The organism is Saccharopolyspora hirsuta, from assembly GCF_008630535.1.
Taxonomy (GTDB): domain Bacteria; phylum Actinomycetota; class Actinomycetes; order Mycobacteriales; family Pseudonocardiaceae; genus Saccharopolyspora; species Saccharopolyspora hirsuta.
Genome location: NZ_VWPH01000010.1, coordinates 260,910 through 278,242, shown reverse-complemented (window position 1 = coordinate 278,242; position 17,333 = coordinate 260,910). Strand labels below are relative to the sequence as shown.

16 protein-coding genes are annotated in these 17,333 nt (G+C 71.3%); 8 read left to right on the top strand and 8 right to left on the bottom strand.

Annotated features, from left to right (window positions below; translation table 11 throughout):
* Positions 1–4: 4 nt before the first annotated feature.
* Complete coding sequence (locus F1721_RS22735) at positions 5–1,168, bottom strand: L,D-transpeptidase (RefSeq protein ID WP_150068769.1); 1,164 nt, start codon at positions 1,166–1,168, stop codon at positions 5–7.
* A 218-nt stretch (positions 1,169–1,386) separates the two neighbouring features.
* Here F1721_RS22735 and F1721_RS22730 point away from each other — a divergent pair, with 218 nt between their 5' ends.
* The 4 genes from F1721_RS22730 (at position 1,387) to F1721_RS22715 (ending at position 6,312) form a co-directional block, all read left to right on the top strand.
* Positions 1,387–2,184 carry a GntR family transcriptional regulator gene (locus tag F1721_RS22730; protein ID WP_211840571.1) on the top strand — a complete coding sequence of 266 codons (798 nt, stop codon included), beginning with the start codon at positions 1,387–1,389 and terminating at the stop codon, positions 2,182–2,184.
* A gap of 66 nt (positions 2,185–2,250) precedes the next feature.
* Entirely contained in the window at positions 2,251–3,018 is a 768-nt protein-coding gene (locus F1721_RS22725) for a sulfite exporter TauE/SafE family protein (protein WP_150068768.1), read from the top strand.
* A gap of 431 nt (positions 3,019–3,449) precedes the next feature.
* A complete protein-coding gene (locus tag F1721_RS22720) occupies positions 3,450–4,844 on the top strand; it encodes a uracil-xanthine permease family protein (RefSeq protein ID WP_150068767.1) in 1,395 nt (464 codons plus the stop codon).
* A gap of 184 nt (positions 4,845–5,028) precedes the next feature.
* Positions 5,029–6,312: a sigma-70 family RNA polymerase sigma factor gene (locus F1721_RS22715; protein WP_150068766.1), complete on the top strand. Its 1,284-nt coding sequence runs from the start codon at positions 5,029–5,031 to the stop codon at positions 6,310–6,312.
* Between the two features lie 73 nt (positions 6,313–6,385).
* Here F1721_RS22715 and F1721_RS22710 read toward each other — a convergent pair whose 3' ends face one another.
* From F1721_RS22710 to F1721_RS22695, 4 genes are read right to left on the bottom strand one after another with little or no spacing between them, the layout of a single operon-like run.
* Positions 6,386–7,732 carry an acetyl-CoA carboxylase biotin carboxylase subunit gene (locus tag F1721_RS22710; RefSeq protein ID WP_150068765.1) on the bottom strand — a complete coding sequence of 449 codons (1,347 nt, stop codon included), beginning with the start codon at positions 7,730–7,732 and terminating at the stop codon, positions 6,386–6,388.
* A complete protein-coding gene (locus F1721_RS22705) occupies positions 7,729–7,968 on the bottom strand; it encodes an acetyl-CoA carboxylase (RefSeq protein ID WP_150068764.1) in 240 nt (79 codons plus the stop codon). Before F1721_RS22705 ends, F1721_RS22710 begins: the two co-directional genes overlap by 4 nt.
* 13 nt (positions 7,969–7,981) lie before the next feature.
* Positions 7,982–8,968, bottom strand: a complete 987-nt coding sequence (locus F1721_RS22700; protein WP_150068763.1) for a 5-oxoprolinase subunit C family protein — start codon at positions 8,966–8,968, stop codon at positions 7,982–7,984.
* Positions 8,965–9,867: a 5-oxoprolinase subunit B family protein gene (locus F1721_RS22695; RefSeq protein ID WP_150068762.1), complete on the bottom strand. Its 903-nt coding sequence runs from the start codon at positions 9,865–9,867 to the stop codon at positions 8,965–8,967. The genes F1721_RS22700 and F1721_RS22695 overlap by 4 nt, the downstream gene beginning before the upstream one ends.
* A gap of 185 nt (positions 9,868–10,052) precedes the next feature.
* Here F1721_RS22695 and F1721_RS22690 point away from each other — a divergent pair, with 185 nt between their 5' ends.
* Positions 10,053–10,823 carry a LamB/YcsF family protein gene (locus F1721_RS22690; RefSeq protein ID WP_150068761.1) on the top strand — a complete coding sequence of 257 codons (771 nt, stop codon included), beginning with the start codon at positions 10,053–10,055 and terminating at the stop codon, positions 10,821–10,823.
* A gap of 1 nt (position 10,824) precedes the next feature.
* On the opposite strand, the gene F1721_RS22685 is transcribed toward F1721_RS22690, so the two are convergent.
* Both F1721_RS22685 and gad read right to left on the bottom strand, forming a co-directional pair.
* Complete coding sequence (locus F1721_RS22685) at positions 10,825–11,757, bottom strand: nitrilase-related carbon-nitrogen hydrolase (protein ID WP_150068760.1); 933 nt, start codon at positions 11,755–11,757, stop codon at positions 10,825–10,827.
* Between the two features lie 9 nt (positions 11,758–11,766).
* Entirely contained in the window at positions 11,767–13,053 is a 1,287-nt protein-coding gene (gad, locus tag F1721_RS22680) for a glutamate decarboxylase (protein WP_150068759.1), read from the bottom strand.
* 304 nt (positions 13,054–13,357) lie between these two features.
* Between gad and F1721_RS35400 the strand changes: the two genes are divergently transcribed.
* Positions 13,358–13,708 (top strand): response regulator transcription factor, encoded by a 351-nt coding sequence (locus F1721_RS35400; RefSeq protein ID WP_281288806.1) that lies wholly within the window; start codon positions 13,358–13,360, stop codon positions 13,706–13,708.
* Positions 13,709–13,851: 143 nt separating this feature from the next.
* Here F1721_RS35400 and F1721_RS22670 read toward each other — a convergent pair whose 3' ends face one another.
* On the bottom strand, positions 13,852–14,484 hold the full coding sequence (locus F1721_RS22670; protein ID WP_150068758.1) for a TetR/AcrR family transcriptional regulator: 633 nt from the start codon (positions 14,482–14,484) through the stop codon (positions 13,852–13,854).
* A 118-nt stretch (positions 14,485–14,602) separates the two neighbouring features.
* Here F1721_RS22670 and F1721_RS22665 point away from each other — a divergent pair, with 118 nt between their 5' ends.
* Entirely contained in the window at positions 14,603–16,135 is a 1,533-nt protein-coding gene (locus F1721_RS22665) for an acyl-CoA synthetase (RefSeq protein ID WP_150068757.1), read from the top strand.
* A 12-nt stretch (positions 16,136–16,147) separates the two neighbouring features.
* Positions 16,148–17,323, top strand: a complete 1,176-nt coding sequence (locus F1721_RS22660; protein ID WP_150068756.1) for an acyl-CoA dehydrogenase family protein — start codon at positions 16,148–16,150, stop codon at positions 17,321–17,323.
* Positions 17,324–17,333: the final 10 nt, after the last annotated feature.

Here is a 17,333-nt window from a genome sequence, read left to right as displayed (position 1 = left end):
GGGGTCAGCGCGCCTCGTGCAGGGCGCTGCCGCGGACGTACTCCTCGTACGGGATGGTCCAGTCCGGGATGTCGCCGTCCGCGGGGGTCAGCGGCCGGTCGGAGCCGACGATCTCCACCGGGTCGCCGATCTGCACCCAGTCGAAGAACCACTTGCCATTGGCCGGGGAGAGGTTGACGCAGCCGTGCGAGACGTTGGACTCGCCCTGCGCCCACACGGTCGCGCCGTTGACGTGGACGAACTCGCCGTTGTTGGAGATGCGCACCGCGTAGGGCAGGACCTCGTCGTAGTAGCCGGGTTCGCCCTTCTGCGGACCGCCCCAGGTGTCCGAGCGCATCCGGGTGGAGGTGTGCTTCTCGAAGGCCACGTGCACCCCGTACTGGGTGGGGTAGATGCTCCGGCCGTAGGAGGCGGGCAGCTGCTTGATCTCCTGGCCGTCCTGGAAGACGGTCAGCGTGTGGGTGTTGACGTCGCCGACGGCGCGCTGGTCGCGCCCGATGCGGAAGTTGGTCTCGTGGTCGGCGGTGCCCATGACACCGCCGCCGGTGTCCACCCCGTACAGCCGCGCGCGCACCCGGACGGTGGTGCCGGGCTTCCAGTAGTCCTTGGGCCGCCAGTTGACCTGCTCGTCGCTCATCCAGTGGAACGAGCCCTCGGTGGGCACCGACGGTTCGACCGACAGGCGGCGCTCCACGGCGGCGCGGTCGGTCACCGGCCTGCTGAAGTAGATCGACACCGGCATGGCGATCCCGACCTCGTCGCCGTCGGAGGGCCGGGTCCGGTCCACGGTGACCTCCTCCACCGGGGTGGCCGTGGTGAACGTCGAGTTGGTCGGCGGTGCGGGGATGCGCTCGGCGTCCTGCGCCAGCGCCTGCACCCGGTAGGTCTTGCTGAACTCCAGCGGCGCGGTGCTGCTCCACCGGCGGCCGCCGTCGGTCAGCTCGCCCGGGACCGCGATTCCCCCGTCGGTGGTAACGGTGACCGAGGTGAGGACGCCCCGGTGGGCGGTGACGACCAGCGGGTCGCTGGGCCCGACCTGCGTGGCGCCGTTGGGCACCGAGGTCGTCACCGTGGCGGCGGAGACCTTCGGTTCCGGTTCCGAGCACGAGGTCAGGGCGCAGGCGAACGCGGTCCCGACGATGACTGGCCACGCTTTGACTACCCGCATGCCGACCCCCGACCCTCGACGCTGGCGGCTCCACGTCCCCACTACTTTCGGTGCGGGCCCGGGACATATCAACACGATCATGCCGCCGGGCCGCTGCTGCGGAGGTGACCCCGGCGGAACTCCGATTCGCCGGGACGTCCTGCCTGGTTGAGCGTTTTTCCAGGTCAATGTGGGTGGCGTAACTCCGGCGCAATGTTCGCCCGGTAGCGTCCACAGTCGTGGACGAGACGGGTGGCGGTGCGGCAGGTCGGTGGGTCCCGGCGGAGTGGACGTCCTCGCGGCCGCGCGCCGAACGGGCGCGGCAGGTGGCCGACGTGCTGCGCTACCAGATCACGGCGGGCCGGTTCGCCGACGGCGTGCTGCCGGACGAGCGGCGCCTGGGCGAGCAGTTCGGCGCCTCGCGCAACGCGGTGCGGGAGGCCCTGGCGCTGCTGCGGCGGGAAGGTGTCGTGACGCGCAAGCCCGGGGTGGGGACGCGGGTCGTGCTGCCGAAGTACGGCCACGGGCTCGACCGGCTGGCCGGGCTGGCCGAGGTGATGACCGGGTACGGCACGATCACCAACGAGGTCCGCACCGCCCGGCCGGTCGCGGAGCTGCCGGTCCCGATCGCCGAGCGGCTCGGGGTCGACCCGGCCGCGGGCGGCGTGCACCTGGAACGGCTGCGGTGGCTGGACGGGCTGCCGCTGTCGCTGGACACCACCTACCTCACCGCCGACGTCGGCCTCCGGCTGCTGGACTGCGATCTCGCCGGGCGGGACGTGTTCAGCCTGATCGAGGAGACCACCGGGCAGCGGCTGGGCACCGCCGAGGTGGCGGTGCACGCGGTCAACGCCGACCCGGACACCGCTGCGCTGCTGGGAATCCCCGACCACGCGGCGGTTTTCGCGCTGGAACGCCTGACCCGCACGGCGGACGGGCGCCCGGTGGACGTCGAGTCGATCCGGATCCGGGCCGACCGCATGGCGCTGACCGCCACGCTCCACCGAGGTCTCCCGCCGGTCGAAAACCCGCTCTGAACCAGATGATTCGCAGATCGTCAACAGTGCCAACGGGTTTCGTGCAGAGAGCTGAGAAGGTCTATGATGGACGGAGCGACGATCCCGACCCTTGTCCTGTTAGGACTGATCGGATTCGCCGGTGGGGTCGGCATCACCGCGGTGGGGCCGGGCGGGGTGCTGCCCACGATCGGGCTGTTCGCCCTGACCGACCTGTCCCCGGCGGAGGTGGCGGGCACGGCCATCGTCACCCACGTGGCGACCGGAGCGCTGGCCACCGCCGCCTACACCCGATCGGGACACCTGCGCGAACCGGAAACCCGGCGCACGGCGTTGATCCTCGCGGGCACGGCGCTGGTCGGCACCCCGCTCGGCGTCCTGATCAACACCGGGGTTTCCGAGCAGGTCTTCGGCCTGGTCCTCGGGGCGTTCGTCGCCCTGGTGGCGGCGCTGGTCTGCTACCGCGAATGGCGCCGCCCCGGGGACGCCCGCGCGCACCCGCCCGCGCTGCTGGTGGCCGGGCTCGGGTTCGCGGTGGCGGTCGCCGCGGGCGTCGTGGGCATCGGCGGGCCGATGCTCACCGTGCCGCTGCTGGTGGTCCTGGGCGTGCCGGTGCTGGAATCCCTGGCCTCCGCCCAGGCCCAGTCGATCGTCATCGCCGGTGCGGGCACGATCGGTTACCTGGCCGCTGGTTCGATCAACTGGCCGCTGGCCGCCCTGGTCGGCGTCCCCGAGCTGGCTGGCGTGCTGCTGGGCTGGAAGATCGCCCGCGCCCTGCCCGCTCGCGGCCTGAAGTACGCGCTGGTCGTCACCCTGGTCGCGCTGGCCCCTTACCTCGCGCTGCACGGAGCGTGATCGGCCGCGGAATGCGGCTGAATCGAGAAATGCGGTTCCGAGTAGCAGCGTTCCGCCGTCCGTTCAAGGAGTTTCCGGGAAGAAGCTGTCGTTTTCTTCTCCCGCCGGAAAGCCGCGGCGCGCCGATCAATTCCGCGAAACGGAAGTTCAACAAAATGTTGACGCGAGTTGGATTCCGGACGTAGCTTGCTCGTGCCCAACGGCGAAAAAGCGCCTGCGGCACCGAGCTCTTCACCGGGGAGGAGGCATCGGAGCCGGCCCACCGGCCGGTTCACGCCGGAGAACGGCCGTCCCGCCGCGTCGGACGACAACGCGACGGCGGGAGAGGTGGCGGACCATTCGGTGCCGCCAGCCCTGCGGCCGACGCTAACAGCACGGCCCCCGTCCGCGGCGGACCGGGGCATCCGTTCTTTCAAAAAGGGGAACTGGGCATGGCAATGAATTCGCAGGGGAATCCGACCCCGGCGGCCTGCCATCCGGTCGACGAGAAGTTGCCGGCCAAGCAGTTGATCCCAGCGGCCTTCCAGCACGTCGGGGCGATGTACGCCGGTGTGGTGGCGCCGCCCCTGATCATCGGCCCCGCCTGCGGGCTGGACCAGCGCGACCAGATTGTGCTGATCTCGGTGAGCCTGCTGGTGGCGGGCTTGGCGACCCTGCTGCAGACGCTGGGCGCGGGCCGCTTCGCGGGAAACCGGCTGCCCTTCGTCAACGCCAGTTCCTCGGCGGGGCTCGCCTCGCTGCTCACGGTGGCGCACTCCGCGCCGGAGGGCCACCGGATCCAGACCGTGCTCGGCGCGGTCCTCGTCGGCGGGCTGTTCTGCCTGGCGGTCGGACCGTTCTTCGGGCGGTTGATGCGCTTCTTCCCGCACCTGGTCACCGGTGTGGTCATCACCCTGATCGGCGTGTCCCTGATGACCGTGCCCGTCGCCTGGGTGCAGGGCGGCGAAGGCGCCCCCGACTTCGGCTCGGCGGCCAACCTCGGCCTCGCGCTGTTCACCCTCGTCGTGATCATCGTGCTGCAGCGCGTCCTGCGCGGGTTCCTCAAGCAGATCGCGCTGATCCTGGGGCTGGTCGCCGGCACGCTGGCCGCGGCCCCGTTCGGCATGCTGGACACCACCACCTTCGAGCAGACGTCGTTGTTCGCGCTGCCGATGCCGCTGCAGTTCGGCGCCCCCGAGTTCCACCCGGCCGCCATCCTCGCGGTGTGCATCGTGATCCTGGTGGCGATGACGGAGAGCTCGGCCGGGATGCTGGCGATCGGCGAGATCTGCGACCGCGACGTGGAGCAGAAGCTGGTCACCCGCGGCCTGCGGGTGGACGGCATCGCCACCACGGTCGGCTCGCTGTTCGGCGGCCTGCCCACCAGCGCCTTCGCCCAGAACGTCGGCGTGGTGTCGCTGACCGGGGTGCGCAGCCGGTTCGTCGTCGCCGTCGCCGGTGGCGTGATGGCCCTGCTCGGGCTGTTCCCGGTGCTGGGCGGGGTCGTCTCCCTGGTGCCGTACCCGGTGCTGGGCGGGGCCGGGCTGATGCTGTTCGGAAGCATCGCCACCAGCGGTATCCGCACCCTCTCGCGGGCCCACCTGGAGCAGGGGCACAACATGTTCGTCGTGTCGGTCTCGCTGGCGGTGGGGCTGATCCCGCTGGCCGCCCCGACGATCTACCAGCAGTTCCCGCAGTGGTTCCAGACCGTCTTCGGCACCGGGATCGTCGCGGGCGCGATCGTGGCGGTGGTGCTCAACATGATCTTCAACAGCCCGCTGAGGGCCACGTCGGCGAAGCCGGTCCAGCGCGCCGCCGCCCCCGAGCCTGCTGGCGGTGGCAGCTAGCCCGCCCCGGGTCGTGAGTGCGAAGCCGTGCTGGAACACGGCTTCGCGCTCACGACATCGCAGGGACTGGTCCACCGGGACGAGCCGGTATTGAGCCGTTGTCGTGATCGAGAACGCCTGTTCGGTGCAACAGCCACCGGATACGCTTCTCCCGCTGGGAGACGTGGCGTTGAGGTGATGAGTGGTGGCGGCGGTACCGCAGGAAGACCAGGTCCGGGGGGCGAGCGACGCCGAGCTGATCGACGCCGTGCGCGGCGGGGACGGCGAGGCTTTCGGGCTCCTGTACGAGCGGCACGTGGGTGCCGCGCACGCGATGGCCCGGCAGGTCACCAAGTCGCAGGCCGAGGCCGACGACGTGGTGTCCGAGGCGTTCGCGAAGGTGCTCGGGCTGCTGCGGGACGGCCGGGGCCCGACGGACGCCTTCCGCGCCTACCTGCTCACCGCGGTGCGGCACGGCGCCTACGACCGGGCGAACAAGGCGAAGCGGACGCAGACCGTCGACGACGTGGAGACGGTGCCCAACATCGACATCAGCCAGCCGTTCCGGGACCCGGCGGTGGAGAACGAGGAGCGGTCGCTGATCGCGGAGGCGTTCAACCGGCTGCCGGAGCGGTGGCAGATGGTGCTCTGGCACGTGGAGATCGAGGGCGAGTCCCCGTCGAAGGTCGCGCCGATGCTGGGCATGACGGCCAACGGCGTGTCCGCCCTGGCCTACCGGGCCCGCGAGGGCCTGAAGCAGCAGTACCTGCAGGTCCACCTGATGAAGATGGCCGCCGAGCCCGACGCCTGCCGCTCGGCGATCGACCGGCTGGGCGCGTGGACCAGGGAAGGCCTGTCCAAGCGCGAGACGGCGCAGGTCAACGCCCACCTGGACGACTGCGACCGGTGCTCGGCGGTGGCCGCTGAGCTGATGGAGATCAACGGCTCGCTCAAGGTGTTCGTCGCGCCGATCGTGCTGGGCGGGACCGCGACGGCCAGCGGCTACCTCGCTGCCTCGGGCGGCGGCCTGGTCGGCGCCGGGGTGATCGGGGCGGTGCGGTCGAACCCGCGCAAGAGCCTGGCGGCCGGTGGCGCGGTGCTGGCGGCGCTGGCCGCGCTGGGCATCGCGCTGGCCGCGAACGAGACCGACCCGCCGCCGCTGGCGGCCGCGCCGGTCAGCCCGGAAACCCCGGAGCAGCAGCAGGTCCCGGCCGCCCGCACCCCACCACCGGCGGTCGTCCCGCCGGTGGCCCCGCCACCGGCGCCGCCCGCGCCCCCGGAACCCGGACCGGACCCGGTTCCGGAACCACCGGTGGACGAGGACGGCCCGCTGCCCCCGCTCCCGCTGATCCCGCCGGGCACCCAGCACGTCGCCGACGCGCGCGCGGAGCTGAACCTGCCGGTGCTCAACCGCGTGCACGCGGCGCTCGACGTCGACCGCGACCAGATCCGGCTGGACGTGGAGGTGGGCGCGGGACGACCGCGCTGACCGCCGGTGCCTTGAGCCTCGTGGCCGGTCGCCGCGCACCGCCACCGGCCGAGCCGGACGTGCGGAGGGCGGGTCATTCCGAGAGCAGGTGCTCGAGCCACGTCGTGTGCACGGGGCCGCGGCGCAGGTCCGGCTCGGCGAGCAGGCGCCCGTGCAGGTCGGCGGTCGTGGCGATGCCTTCGGCGCGGAACTCCCGGAGCGCTTGCCGGGCTCTGGCGTGGGCCTGCTCCCGGTCGGCGCCCCAGCACACCAGCTTCCCGATGAGCGAGTCGTAGAAGGGGCTGACCCGGTCGCCGGGGTCGATCCAGGTGTCGAACCGGACCCCCGGGCCGCCGGGCAGCTCGAACGCGGTGACCTGGCCGGGCGTCGGGGCGAAGCCGCGTCGCGGATCCTCGGCGTTGATCCGCAGCTCCACGGCGGCACCGCGCACCTCGACGGACTCCTGGTCGAACGACAGCGGCGCACCACGGCTGATGCGCAGCTGTTCGGCGACCAGGTCGACGCCCGTGATCGCCTCGGTGATCGGGTGCTCGACCTGGATCCGGGTGTTCATCTCGATGAAGTAGAAGTTCTCGTCGGCGTCCACCAGGAACTCGACCGTTCCGGCGTTGCGGTAGCCGACGTGCTCGGCCAGGCGGACCGCCGCGTCGGCGATGGCTCGGCGCGCCCGCCCGGACAGCTGCGGCGCCGGTGCCTCCTCGATGAGCTTCTGGCGGCGCCGCTGCACCGAGCAGTCCCGCTCGAACAGGTGCCGGACGTTGCCGTGCTCATCGGCGAGCACCTGGACCTCGACGTGCCGAGCCCGCGGAATGGCGCGTTCCAGATAGATGGTCGGGTCGCCGAAGGCGGCCTGCGCCTCGGCCTGCGCCGCGGGCAGCACATCGCCCAGCTCCCGCGCGTCGCGCACCGGCCGGATTCCCCGGCCACCACCCCCGGCAGCGGCTTTGACCAGCAAGGGGTAGCCGAGCTCGGCCGCCGCCCGCTCCGCCTGGGCGCGGTCGCTGCACGGGCCGCTGCCCGGCACCACCGGCACCCCCGCCGACTGCGCCGTGCGGCGGGCGGTCGCCTTGTTCCCCATCAGGTCGATGGCTTCCGGTGGTGGCCCGATGAACACCAGACCAGCGTCGCGCACCGACCGCGCGAACTCGGAGTTCTCCGCGAGGAACCCGTAACCGGGGTGCACGGCGTCCACTTCGGCCGCTTTGGCGGCCTTGAGCAGCCCTTCCACGTCGAGGTAGGACTTCTGCGCGGGGGAGCGGCCGATGTGCAGCGCCTCGTCGGCCATCCGCACCCAGCGGGTGTGCTCGTCGGCGTCGGAGTAGACCGCGACCGCGGCGACGCCCGCGACGCGGCAGGCGCGGACGATCCGCACCGCGATCTCGCCGCGGTTGGCCACCAGCACGCGGCGCAGCGCGGTCATGCCTCGTCCAGCTCGAAGAGGGGCTGCCCGACGTCGACCTCGTCGCCGTCGTCGAGCAGGACCTTGGTGATCACCCCGGCGGTCTCCGCCTTGATCTCGTTGTAGGTCTTCATCACCTCGATGAGACCGAGCGTCTGCCCCGGTTCGACCGCGCTTCCGGGCTCGATGTAGGGATCCGCGTCCGGGGACGGGCGGCGGTAGAACACGCCCGGGATCTGGGCGTCGACAGCGGACATCGTTCCTCCAGGTTCAGCTCGGGTCGGCGTCGAGCGCGACACGGGCCTTGGCCAGCCGCGCACGTCGTTCCTGCCGCGCCGCCATCGCGGCGTCGAGATCCACGGCGGTGAAGCGCACCCTGCTTCCGGTGCGCGTCTGCGCGACGAGGTCCCGGTCCGCGGAGATGACCGTGCCGATCGTCGCGTAACCGCCTCCGGTGACGGCGTCGTTGAGCAGGACGATCGGCTCGTCACCGCCGGGTACCTGCACCGAACCCACCGGGTAGCCGAGGTCCACCACGTTGGCCGGGTCGCTGCCCGCGCCGAAGGGCTGCTCCCGCTCCACGAACTCCAGCGACCCGCCGCGCAGCCGGTAGCCGACCCGGTCCGCGTCCTTGGTGACCCGCCACTCGGTGTCCAGGAAGGACCGCAGGGCGTCCGTCGTCAGGCGGTAGGCGCACAGCCCCACGATGAACCGCAACTCGGTGACCTCGGGGAAGTCCGGGCGGAGCTCGCCGGGCAGCTCCGCGCTCGGGACGGCTGCCGGGGCGGCGGCGCCCAGCGGCAGCCGGTCACCCGAGTTCAGCGCGCGGCCGTGGAAGCCGCCGATGCCGGTGAGCATGTAGGTGGACCGGGATCCCAGGTAGGGCGGCACGTCGATCCCACCGGCGACCGCGAGGTAGGGGCGGGCGCCGCGCCGGACCCGGGGCACCGCCAGCACGTCACCGGCCTCCACCCGGAGGGGCTGCCAGGTCGGCGCGGGCTGCCCGTTGATCACGACCTCGCAGTCCGCCCCGGTCACCGCGACGTGGCGCGCGTCGGTGAACTCCAGCTCCGGGCCCAGGTAGGTGGCCTCCAGCACGGCAGCACCGCGGGGGTTGCCGACCAGCACGTTGGCGATCTCGTAGGAGTACAGGTCCAGGGCGCCGGACGGCGGCATGCCGATCGCGTACTGCCCGTGCCGCCCGGCGTCCTGCACGGTCGTGGACAGGCCGCCCGAGCGCACGATCAGCTCGTTCATCGGTACAGCACCTCCATCAGCCGTTCGTTGACGCCGTCGGGATCGGCGAGGAACTCCGCCGGGCGCAGCGTGACGTCGCGCGCGCGGTAGCGGAACGTGCCGGCGTCGACCTCGGCCCGGACGGCTTCGTACTCGTCGAGGCCGATCGCCCGGTACCGGAGGATGTCGCTGGCCTTCGGGAACGCGATGCGGTCGGCGAAGTCCGGCAACCGCTGGGCGAGGTCGAACACCGGGGCGGGGGCGATGCCGAACAGCTGGTACCCACCGGCCCCGCGCACCGGGTAGACGACGGCGAACGCACCGCCGAAGCCGAACGCGCGCTCGGGGGTGTCCGTGCGCGGGCGCACGTACTTGGGCACCTCGATCTGGCGGTCCCGGGGGACCATCTGGTAGCAGAACGGCAGCCCGGGGACGAACCCGAGCATGGTGACGATGAACGGTGCCGAGGTGATCGCGTCGATCAGCGAGCCGACGTCGGGGTGCCCGTTGATCCGGGCGGCGTACTCGAGGTCCGTGACCGCGGGGTCCTGGTGGCGGTCGCGGAACCGCAGGAGCGTCTCGCGGGTCCACGGGTCGTCGAACAGGATCGGGACGTCGACCACGCGGGTGCGCACGGTGTAGTCGTCCGGGAGTTCCCCGGCGGAGTGCTCCAGCTCCGCCAGCCGCTCCACCAGCTCGGCGGGGTGCAGCCGGTCGGGGTCCAACCGGATCAGGTAGGAGGCGTTGGACGGGCAGATGTCGATGATCCCGTCGAGGTCGAGCTGCTCGAGCGCACCGGTGATCGCCATCGCCTTGAAGTTCGCCTCTAGGCTCATCTCGCGGTCGAGCTCGACGAAGACGAATTCGTCACCGCCGAACTCGTACCGGGCGGGTGGTAGTTCAACCCTCGTCGCGGTCACGGTGCCCCTCCTCACCTACCGGCAGCAAGGAAAGGATGCGCCGCGGACTCCCGGCGTGCATCGCCGCCGTGGCCGCAAAACCCACGTTCGAGTGGGGGTCGGGTCGCGCCGCCGACAGCGCTGCGCTCATCGGGGCTGCCGACTACGATCGGCGATTCGGGGCCTTTCCGGGAGGTGCATGGAAAGTGCGCACGCTCATCGATCTCAACGCCGACGCGGGCGAGAGCTTCGGCCGGTGGAGGCTCGGGGACGACGCCGGGCTCATCCCGCTGGTCTCCTCGGTCAACGTGGCGTGCGGCTGGCACGGGGGAGACCCGGCGACCATGCGCCGTTCCGTGCAGCTGGCGCGCGACGGCGGGACGTCGGTGGGCGCCCACCCCGGGTTCCCCGATCTGACCGGGTTCGGCAGACGAGCGATGGCGATGAGCCCGCAGGACGCCGCCGAGGCGTGCCTCTACCAGTTCGGCGCCCTGCGGGCGATCGCTGATCTGCACGGAGTTGCGGTCGCCCACGTGAAACCGCACGGGGCGCTGTACGGGCTCGCCGCGCGCGATGCCGGTGTCGCGGAAGCGATCGTCGAGGCGTTCGCCACCGCGGCACCGGACGTGCGGGTCGTGCTGCTGGCCGGTCCGGTCGCGGACGCGCTGGCCGATCGCGGCTTCCCGGTGGTGCGCGAAGCGTTCGCCGACCTCGACTACGACGACACCGGCCACATCATCATCGAACCGGACCCGCAGGCCAAACCACCGCAGCTGTGCGCCGAGCAGGCCATCGCCGTGCTCAACGGCTCGGTCACCTCGACCTCGGGCCGCCGGGTCGAGGTCGACGCGGACACCATCTGCGTGCACGGAGACCGGCCGAACGCGGTCGCCGTCGCGCAGGCGATCCGCGACCGGTTCGCCGCCGAGGGCGTGGTGCTGGCACCGATGTCCGAGGTGGCGCGCAGTCGCCGGTGAGTCAGCGCGCGGGCAGCAGCCGGTCGGCGACCGGGAGCCGGGAGTTGCTCAGGTGGTCGCCCTCCGGGCTGAACGGCGGGACCGCGTCCGGCACGCAATCGGCGATCAGCAGCGAATCCGCGGTCTGCTCGTCGGGCCCGGCGCACACCACCGGGAGCCCGTCCGGGCCCCAGACCCCGGAATTGCCCCGGTACTCCCACTGCCCGCGTTCGGAGACCTCCCACCCCCGCCGGTTGGCGTAGGCCACGAAAACCCGCCACACCGCGGCCATCGCCGGGATGATGTGCTCGGTCGCGTCCGGGTACGGCACTCGCGTCGGCGACCCGTCGTGCAGCACGAAGTGCCGGTCGGCCGCGGTGGGTCCGACGATCAGCCGGGCACCGCGCCGCGCCAAGTCCTGGTACAGCGGTGGGAACTCGCACTCGTAGCAGTTGAGCACCCCCACCGGGAACCGGTTGATCTCCACCACCGGTGGCAGCTCGTCGCCGGGGGTGAAGTTGGCGCGCTCGGCGGCCCCGTACAGGTGCGTCTTGCGGTAGTTCGCGACCAGCTGTCCATCGTGGACCAGTGCCACCGAGTCGTGCAGGGCACCGTCGACGGCCCGCTCCACGTAGGGCAGCACGATGCTGATGTCGTGCTGCTGCGAGAGCTTCACCGCCGCGCGCACCGACTGGCCGTCGCTGGGCTCGGCCAGCTGTGCGCACTCGTCCGGGCCGAGCGAGTACCCGGTGTTGTAGCACTCGGGGAAGGCGCACAGCTGGCAGCGGTAGCGCGCGGCCAGTGCGACGGCCTGCTCCATCCTGGCCAGGTTGTCCACGACTGCCTGCGGCGAGCCCGCGGGGTTCTCCGCCTGGAAGATCGCCAGCCGCAGCCCTGAACCTGGCCGGGGCGGTTCGTCGTGCGCGAGCCTGCCGAGAACGCGGATCGGACGCATGGTTGCTCCTCACTTGGTCGAACGGGTGAACTGGTCGACGGCTGCTGCGAACGAGGACACGTCCGCGGGGTGCAGATCGCTGCGCACCACGACGCGCATCGCGGTCAGCTCGTCGAGGTCCGGCGGCAACTGGTACACGGGCACGGCCCAGCCGCACTCGCCGAGCTGCCGGGCCAGCTGGGAGAGCTTGAGATCGGGTTCGGCGGTCACCGCGACCACGGGCAGGTCGCGGCCGTCGCCCAGGAAGCGGAACCGCCCCGTCGCGCGGAGCCGCTCGGCCAGGTCTTGCGCCAGGTATCGGGAACGCGCGTGGATGCGCCGATAACCGGCGAACCCGTAGCGGAGGAAGTTGTAGTACTGCAGGACCACCGGCGCGGCGGAGCGGGAGAAGCTGAACTCGTGGTATGTGTGGTTGCTGCCCAGGTAGTTGACCGGGAAGCCGAGCCGCCTGCTCCGGTGGTCCCGGTCGCGCCACAGCACCCACCCCAGTCCCGGCGGAACCTGGCCGTACTTGTGCCCCGACGCGTTGATCGACACCACCCGGGGAAGGTCGAAGCCCCACTCCAGCTCCGGATCGAGGAAGGGCGCGATGAAGCCGCCCCCGGCCGCGTCGACGTGCACGGGCACGTCGATCCCGGACTGCGCGGCCGCGCGGTCCAGTTCGGTGGCGATCTCCAGCACCGGTTCGTAGCGCCCGTCCAGGGTGCCGCCCAGGACGGCCACGACACCGATGGTGGATTCGTCGCTCAGCTCGGCCGCGGCAGCGCCGTCGAGCCCGATGCAACCAGGCCGAGCGGGCGCCACCCGCGGTTCGACCCCCCAGTGCCGGCAGAAGTTCCGCCAGCAGGCGTGCACACCCGCACCCATCACCAGGTTGGGACGTCGAACCCCGGACCCGGCGCGCTCCTCCCAGCGGTGCAGGAGGGAAAGCCCGGCCAGCAGTGCTGCCTCGCTCGAGCCGGTGGTGGCCGAACCCACGACGCGGGTGTGGTCGCCGCGCCAGAGTTCTCCGAGGATGCGGACGCATTCCTGAACCAGTTCGTCGACGGCCGGGTACTGCTCGCGATCGGCGAGGTTCCGGTTCAGGTAGGCGTTGTGCAGCCGTTCGGCTTCCGGTTCGAAGGACGTGGTCAGGAAGGTCGCGAGGTTGCGCGCGGGTTCGGCGTCGTCGCGCAACCGGTGCCGCACGGCCGCGGCCGCGGCGGCGGGATCCATGCCGTGCCGCGGGATTCTGCCTGGGGAACCGGACGGTCGGGGACGGGATGGTCCCTCTTTCGCGCCTGACGGAACTGGCATTCGTAGCTCCCCCTGTTCGATGGTTGCTGGGCCGACGAACGCGAACCTACGGTTGCCCGGAGATCGAGACCATGAACAATTCGGCCCACGACTTCTGGGCCGGGGTACCGGGTTCGGGCGCGCGCTGGGCTGTTCGCGTCAATCTCATCGGCATTCGGGGGAACGGTGCCCGGGCCGGGAAACGTTCTGATCCGCGCGGACGAAAATGTGGTCATCGGAATGGATTCGCTTCGCTGCGTGCTCGTGCACCAGCGACCACTCGCACAGGTGGAGTGACTCGATGGCCCTTTCGTACGATCAGGCGTTGGACCGGGCGATCACCGCGCTGCTGGTGGAGGCCGTCGAGCACTCCCGCGCGCTGCGCCACGTCCTGGAACAGGTGGGGCACTTGGTGGTGCTGCGCGTCCAGCTCCACCACTCCGGTGCCGCGGGGAAATCGAGCGAGGTGCCCGACGGTGAAGCGCTTCCCGAGTTGACGAACCGCGAGCACGAGGTGCTCGGTTACCTCGTGCGCGGCGGTTCGAACCGGGAGATCGCCAAGTCGCTCGGCATTTCAGAGCGAACCGTGAAGAACCACATGCGCAACATCTTCAGGAAGCTCGATGTCGCCGATCGCACCTCGGCGGCGGTGAAGGCGCTGGAAAGCCGACGTTGAGCGGCCGTTCCGCGCTCCGCAGCGCGGAAGTCCTCGGTCGGGACACTGTGGACGGTCAGCGGGCCCCGCCGCGGGCGCCCACGTCCGGTAGCTGTTCACCGGCCAGGTCGCGGACGAAACCCCGAGTGCTGCACGGTTGCGGCCTAGTCCTCCGCCGGGATCTCCTCGGCGCGGTCGGGCGGCGCGCCGTCGAAACCGTTGGCCCAGTAGCGGCCGCGCAGCGACAGGTCGAGGAGCATGCCGGTGACCTCCTCCGGCGAGAGCTGCGGCGGGGAGGTCTCCAGCCACCAGCGCATCACCGCGATCTGCTCGCCCACCCAGGCGCGCGCCAGCACGTCCAGGTCGATCCTCGGGGACACGCCGTGGTGCTCGGCGCGCGCTCGGAACACGTGCGCGGCTGCGGCGGTGCGCGCGTCGGTGAACTCCTGGAGCGCCCGCCCGTCGCCTTCGCCGCGCAGGATGACCCGGTAGACGTCGCGCTCCTCGAGCGCGTGCCGGAACAGCTCCAGCACCGGCTTCCCGGTGAAGCCCACCGATGAGGTCGGCACCAGCGGCAGCAGTCTCGCGTGCAGTTCTTCCAGCAGGTCGGAGACGACGCGGCTGAGCAGCGCGTCCTTGTCCGCGTAGTGCTTGTAGAAGGTCGCCCGGCCGAGATCGGCGCGTTCGGTGATGTCCTCCACCGTCACGTTGGAGTAGCCGCGTTCCAGCGCCAGGGACACCAGGGCGTCCCGCAGGAGGCGGCGGGTGCGGCGGCTGCGCCGGTCCTCGGTCGACATGGCAGGCCTTTCGTGCTCCTCGTTCCGGCCGCTCAGTGTACTCGACCATTGACAGGTCGTGCGTTAGTAGACATCGTGTCTACTACTGGTCGACGTGACGTGAAACTTGGGAGTCGACGTGAACCTGGGCAGCTATCTCACCCGCAGCAGCACCTTCTGGCCGGACCGCGAGGCGTTGGCGTGCGGCGATCGGCGGTGGACCTACCGGGAGCTGGAGGCGCGCGCCAACCGGCTGGCTTCGGCGCTGCTGGCGCGGGGAATCCGCCCGGGGCAGGCGGTGGCGACCTTCGCCGGGAACTGCGCCGAGCTGGTCGAGACCGAAATGGCCCTCTGCAAGGGCGGGTTCCTGCGGGTGCCGATCAACGCCCGGCTCGCCGCGGGGGAGGTCGAGCACGTCCTGGCCGATGCTTCGGTCCGGGTCCTGTTCACCGACGCGGCGCACGTGGAGATGGCGCGCGAGGTCGTGGACCGCGCCGGAACGGCGTGCGAGGTGGTCGACTACGACGGCGACTACGCCGACCTGCTGGCTGCGGGTGCGGAGGACCCGGTCGCGGTGGAGGTCGCCGAGGACGACCCGGCGGTCCTCAACTTCACGTCCGGCTCGACCGGATCGCTGAAGGCCGCGGTGCAGACGACCGGCAACCGGTTGGCGAACATGCGCAAGCGGCTGATGACCCCGGAGCACCGGCCCGGAGACGCCGAGCGCTACCTCGCCGCCGGACCGATCACGCACGCCACCGGGATGGGGCTCCTGGCGGCGTTCTCCCGCGGCACCAGCGTGGTGGTGCTCCCGCGCTGGGACGCCGGGGAATTCCTGCGCACCGTCGAGTCCGAGCGGATCACCTCCACCTTCCTCGTGCCGACGATGCTGAACCAGGTCCTCGCGCACCCTGAGCTGAAGACCGCGGACGTGTCCTCGATGACCTGCCTGCGGGTCGGCGGCGCGCCGGTTTCGCCGCAGCGGCTGCGCGAGGCCGTCGCCGCGTTCGGGCCGGTCGTCATGCAGGGCTACGGGCAGGCCGAGACCACCAGCGGCGTCACCGTGCTCACCGCGGAGGACGTCGTCCGCGGCATCGAGGAGGATCCGGAACTGCTGTCCTCCTGCGGTCGGCCCGTCTACGACACCGAGGTGCGCGTGGTGGACGGCGACGGCGACCCGGTTCCGGCCGGGGAGCTCGGCGAGGTGGTGGTGCGCGGGCCGGACTGCGTCCGGGAGTACTGGCGGGAACCCGAGCTGAGCGCCGAGACGTTCCGCAACGGTTGGGTGCACACGGGCGACATCGGCTACCTGCGCGTCGACGGCTACCTGTTCATCGTGGACCGCAAGAAGGACATGATCATCTCAGGCGGTTTCAACGTCTACTGCAGCGAAGTCGAAGCGGCGCTCTACGAGCACCCGGCGGTTTCGGAGGCCTGCGTCGTCGGCGTGCCGGACGAGACGTGGGGCGAAGCGGTGAAGGCCGTCGTGGTGACCCGCGAAACGACGTCTGCTGCGGCGCTCGTCGAGTTCTGCGCCGGGAAGCTGGCCCGCCACAAGGTGCCCAAGACGGTGGACTTCGCCGCCGAACTCCCGGTGAACCGCAACGGGAAGATCGACCGCCGCGCGGTGCGCGACCGCTACTGGGTCGGCAGCGACCGCAAGGTCCACTGAGGAGGGACGATCATGACGTTCACGCTCACCCCCACCTACGACGACAACCCGCGCCTGGCCGATCTCGTCGGGCGGTTGCGCGACTTCCTGAGCGGCGAGCTCGCCGAGTACGAGGCCGACCGCCAGCTGACCCCGGAAACGCGGCTGGGCCGCGAGGTGCTGGAACCGGTGTGGAAGCGCAGCCGCGAGCTCGGCTTCTACGGCATCCACCTGCCCGAGCGCTTCGGCGGCCAGGGGCTGTCCTTCACCGAGCTGGCCGCGCTCAAGGAGGAGGTCGGTGCTTCGGGGCGCGTCCTGTCGCACTCCGTGCTCGGCGACATGGGCGGGCCGCTGCGCGCCGGTTCGATCTTCGAGTTCGCCACCGAGGTCCAGCTGGAGAAGTACCTGCTGCCGGTGATCCGGGGCGAACGGGCCTGCTGCTTCTCGCTGACCGAGGCCGACGCGGGCTCGGACGTGCGCGCGATGCGGACCACCGCGACCCCGGACGGCGACGGCTGGCGGATCAGCGGGCACAAGGTGTTCTCCTCCGCCGGGCCGTTCGCCGACTTCTCGGTTCTGGTCGCCCGGATGGCCGGGACCGAGGAGTCCTACTCCGCGTTCCTGGTCGACCTGGACTCGCCGGGGTGCGCGGTGCTCGACGGCCAGACCCCGATGTCCGGCCAGCACATCGAGAGCGACATCGTCCTGGAGGACTGCTACGTCGGCCCGGAGCAGCTGCTCGGCCGCGTCGGTGACGGGCTGCGGGTCGGGCTGGGCCGGGTCACGGCCAACCGGCTGCTGCACTGCCCGACGGTGCTCGGCAACGCGCGGCGCGCGCTGCAGCTGACCGTCGACTTCGCCAAGAACCGCCAGGCCTTCGGCGCGCCGCTGGCGGCGCTGCAGTCCGTCCAGCACAAGATCGCGGACCTGGCCACCACCTACTACGCCGCGCGGAGCATGACCTACGACGCGCTGGCCGCGCTCGACGCGGGTGCCAAGCCGCGCACCGAGGCGTTCATGTGCAAGCTCTTCGTGGCCGAGAACGCCTTCCGCATCGCCGACGAGGCCGTGCAGATCCACGGCAAGGCGGGACTGGTGCGCGGCAGCGAGGTCGAGTGGTTGTTCCGCCGCCTGCGCATGTTCCGCATCCTCACCGGTTCCTCGGAGATCCAGAAGAACGGCATCGCGAAGGACTTGCTCACCGCCTGATCACCCCTGG

Bases quoted from the DNA above. Each gene is read 5' to 3' on its own strand.
- gad (WP_150068759.1), bottom strand. From the start codon at position 13,053: ATGCCAGTTCCGTCAGGCGCGAAAGAGGGACCATCCCGTCCCCGACCG.
- F1721_RS22700 (WP_150068763.1), bottom strand. From the start codon at position 8,968: ATGAACGAGCTGATCGTGCGCTCGGGCGGCCTGTCCACGACCGTGCAG.
- F1721_RS22725 (WP_150068768.1), top strand. From the start codon at position 2,251: ATGGACGGAGCGACGATCCCGACCCTTGTCCTGTTAGGACTGATCGGA.
- F1721_RS22670 (WP_150068758.1), bottom strand. From the start codon at position 14,484: ATGTCGACCGAGGACCGGCGCAGCCGCCGCACCCGCCGCCTCCTGCGG.
- F1721_RS22685 (WP_150068760.1), bottom strand. From the start codon at position 11,757: ATGCGTCCGATCCGCGTTCTCGGCAGGCTCGCGCACGACGAACCGCCC.
- F1721_RS22705 (WP_150068764.1), bottom strand. From the start codon at position 7,968: ATGTCCGCTGTCGACGCCCAGATCCCGGGCGTGTTCTACCGCCGCCCG.
- F1721_RS22660 (WP_150068756.1), top strand. From the start codon at position 16,148: ATGACGTTCACGCTCACCCCCACCTACGACGACAACCCGCGCCTGGCC.
- F1721_RS22710 (WP_150068765.1), bottom strand. From the start codon at position 7,732: ATGACCGCGCTGCGCCGCGTGCTGGTGGCCAACCGCGGCGAGATCGCG.
- F1721_RS22720 (WP_150068767.1), top strand. From the start codon at position 3,450: ATGGCAATGAATTCGCAGGGGAATCCGACCCCGGCGGCCTGCCATCCG.
- F1721_RS22735 (WP_150068769.1), bottom strand. From the start codon at position 1,168: ATGCGGGTAGTCAAAGCGTGGCCAGTCATCGTCGGGACCGCGTTCGCC.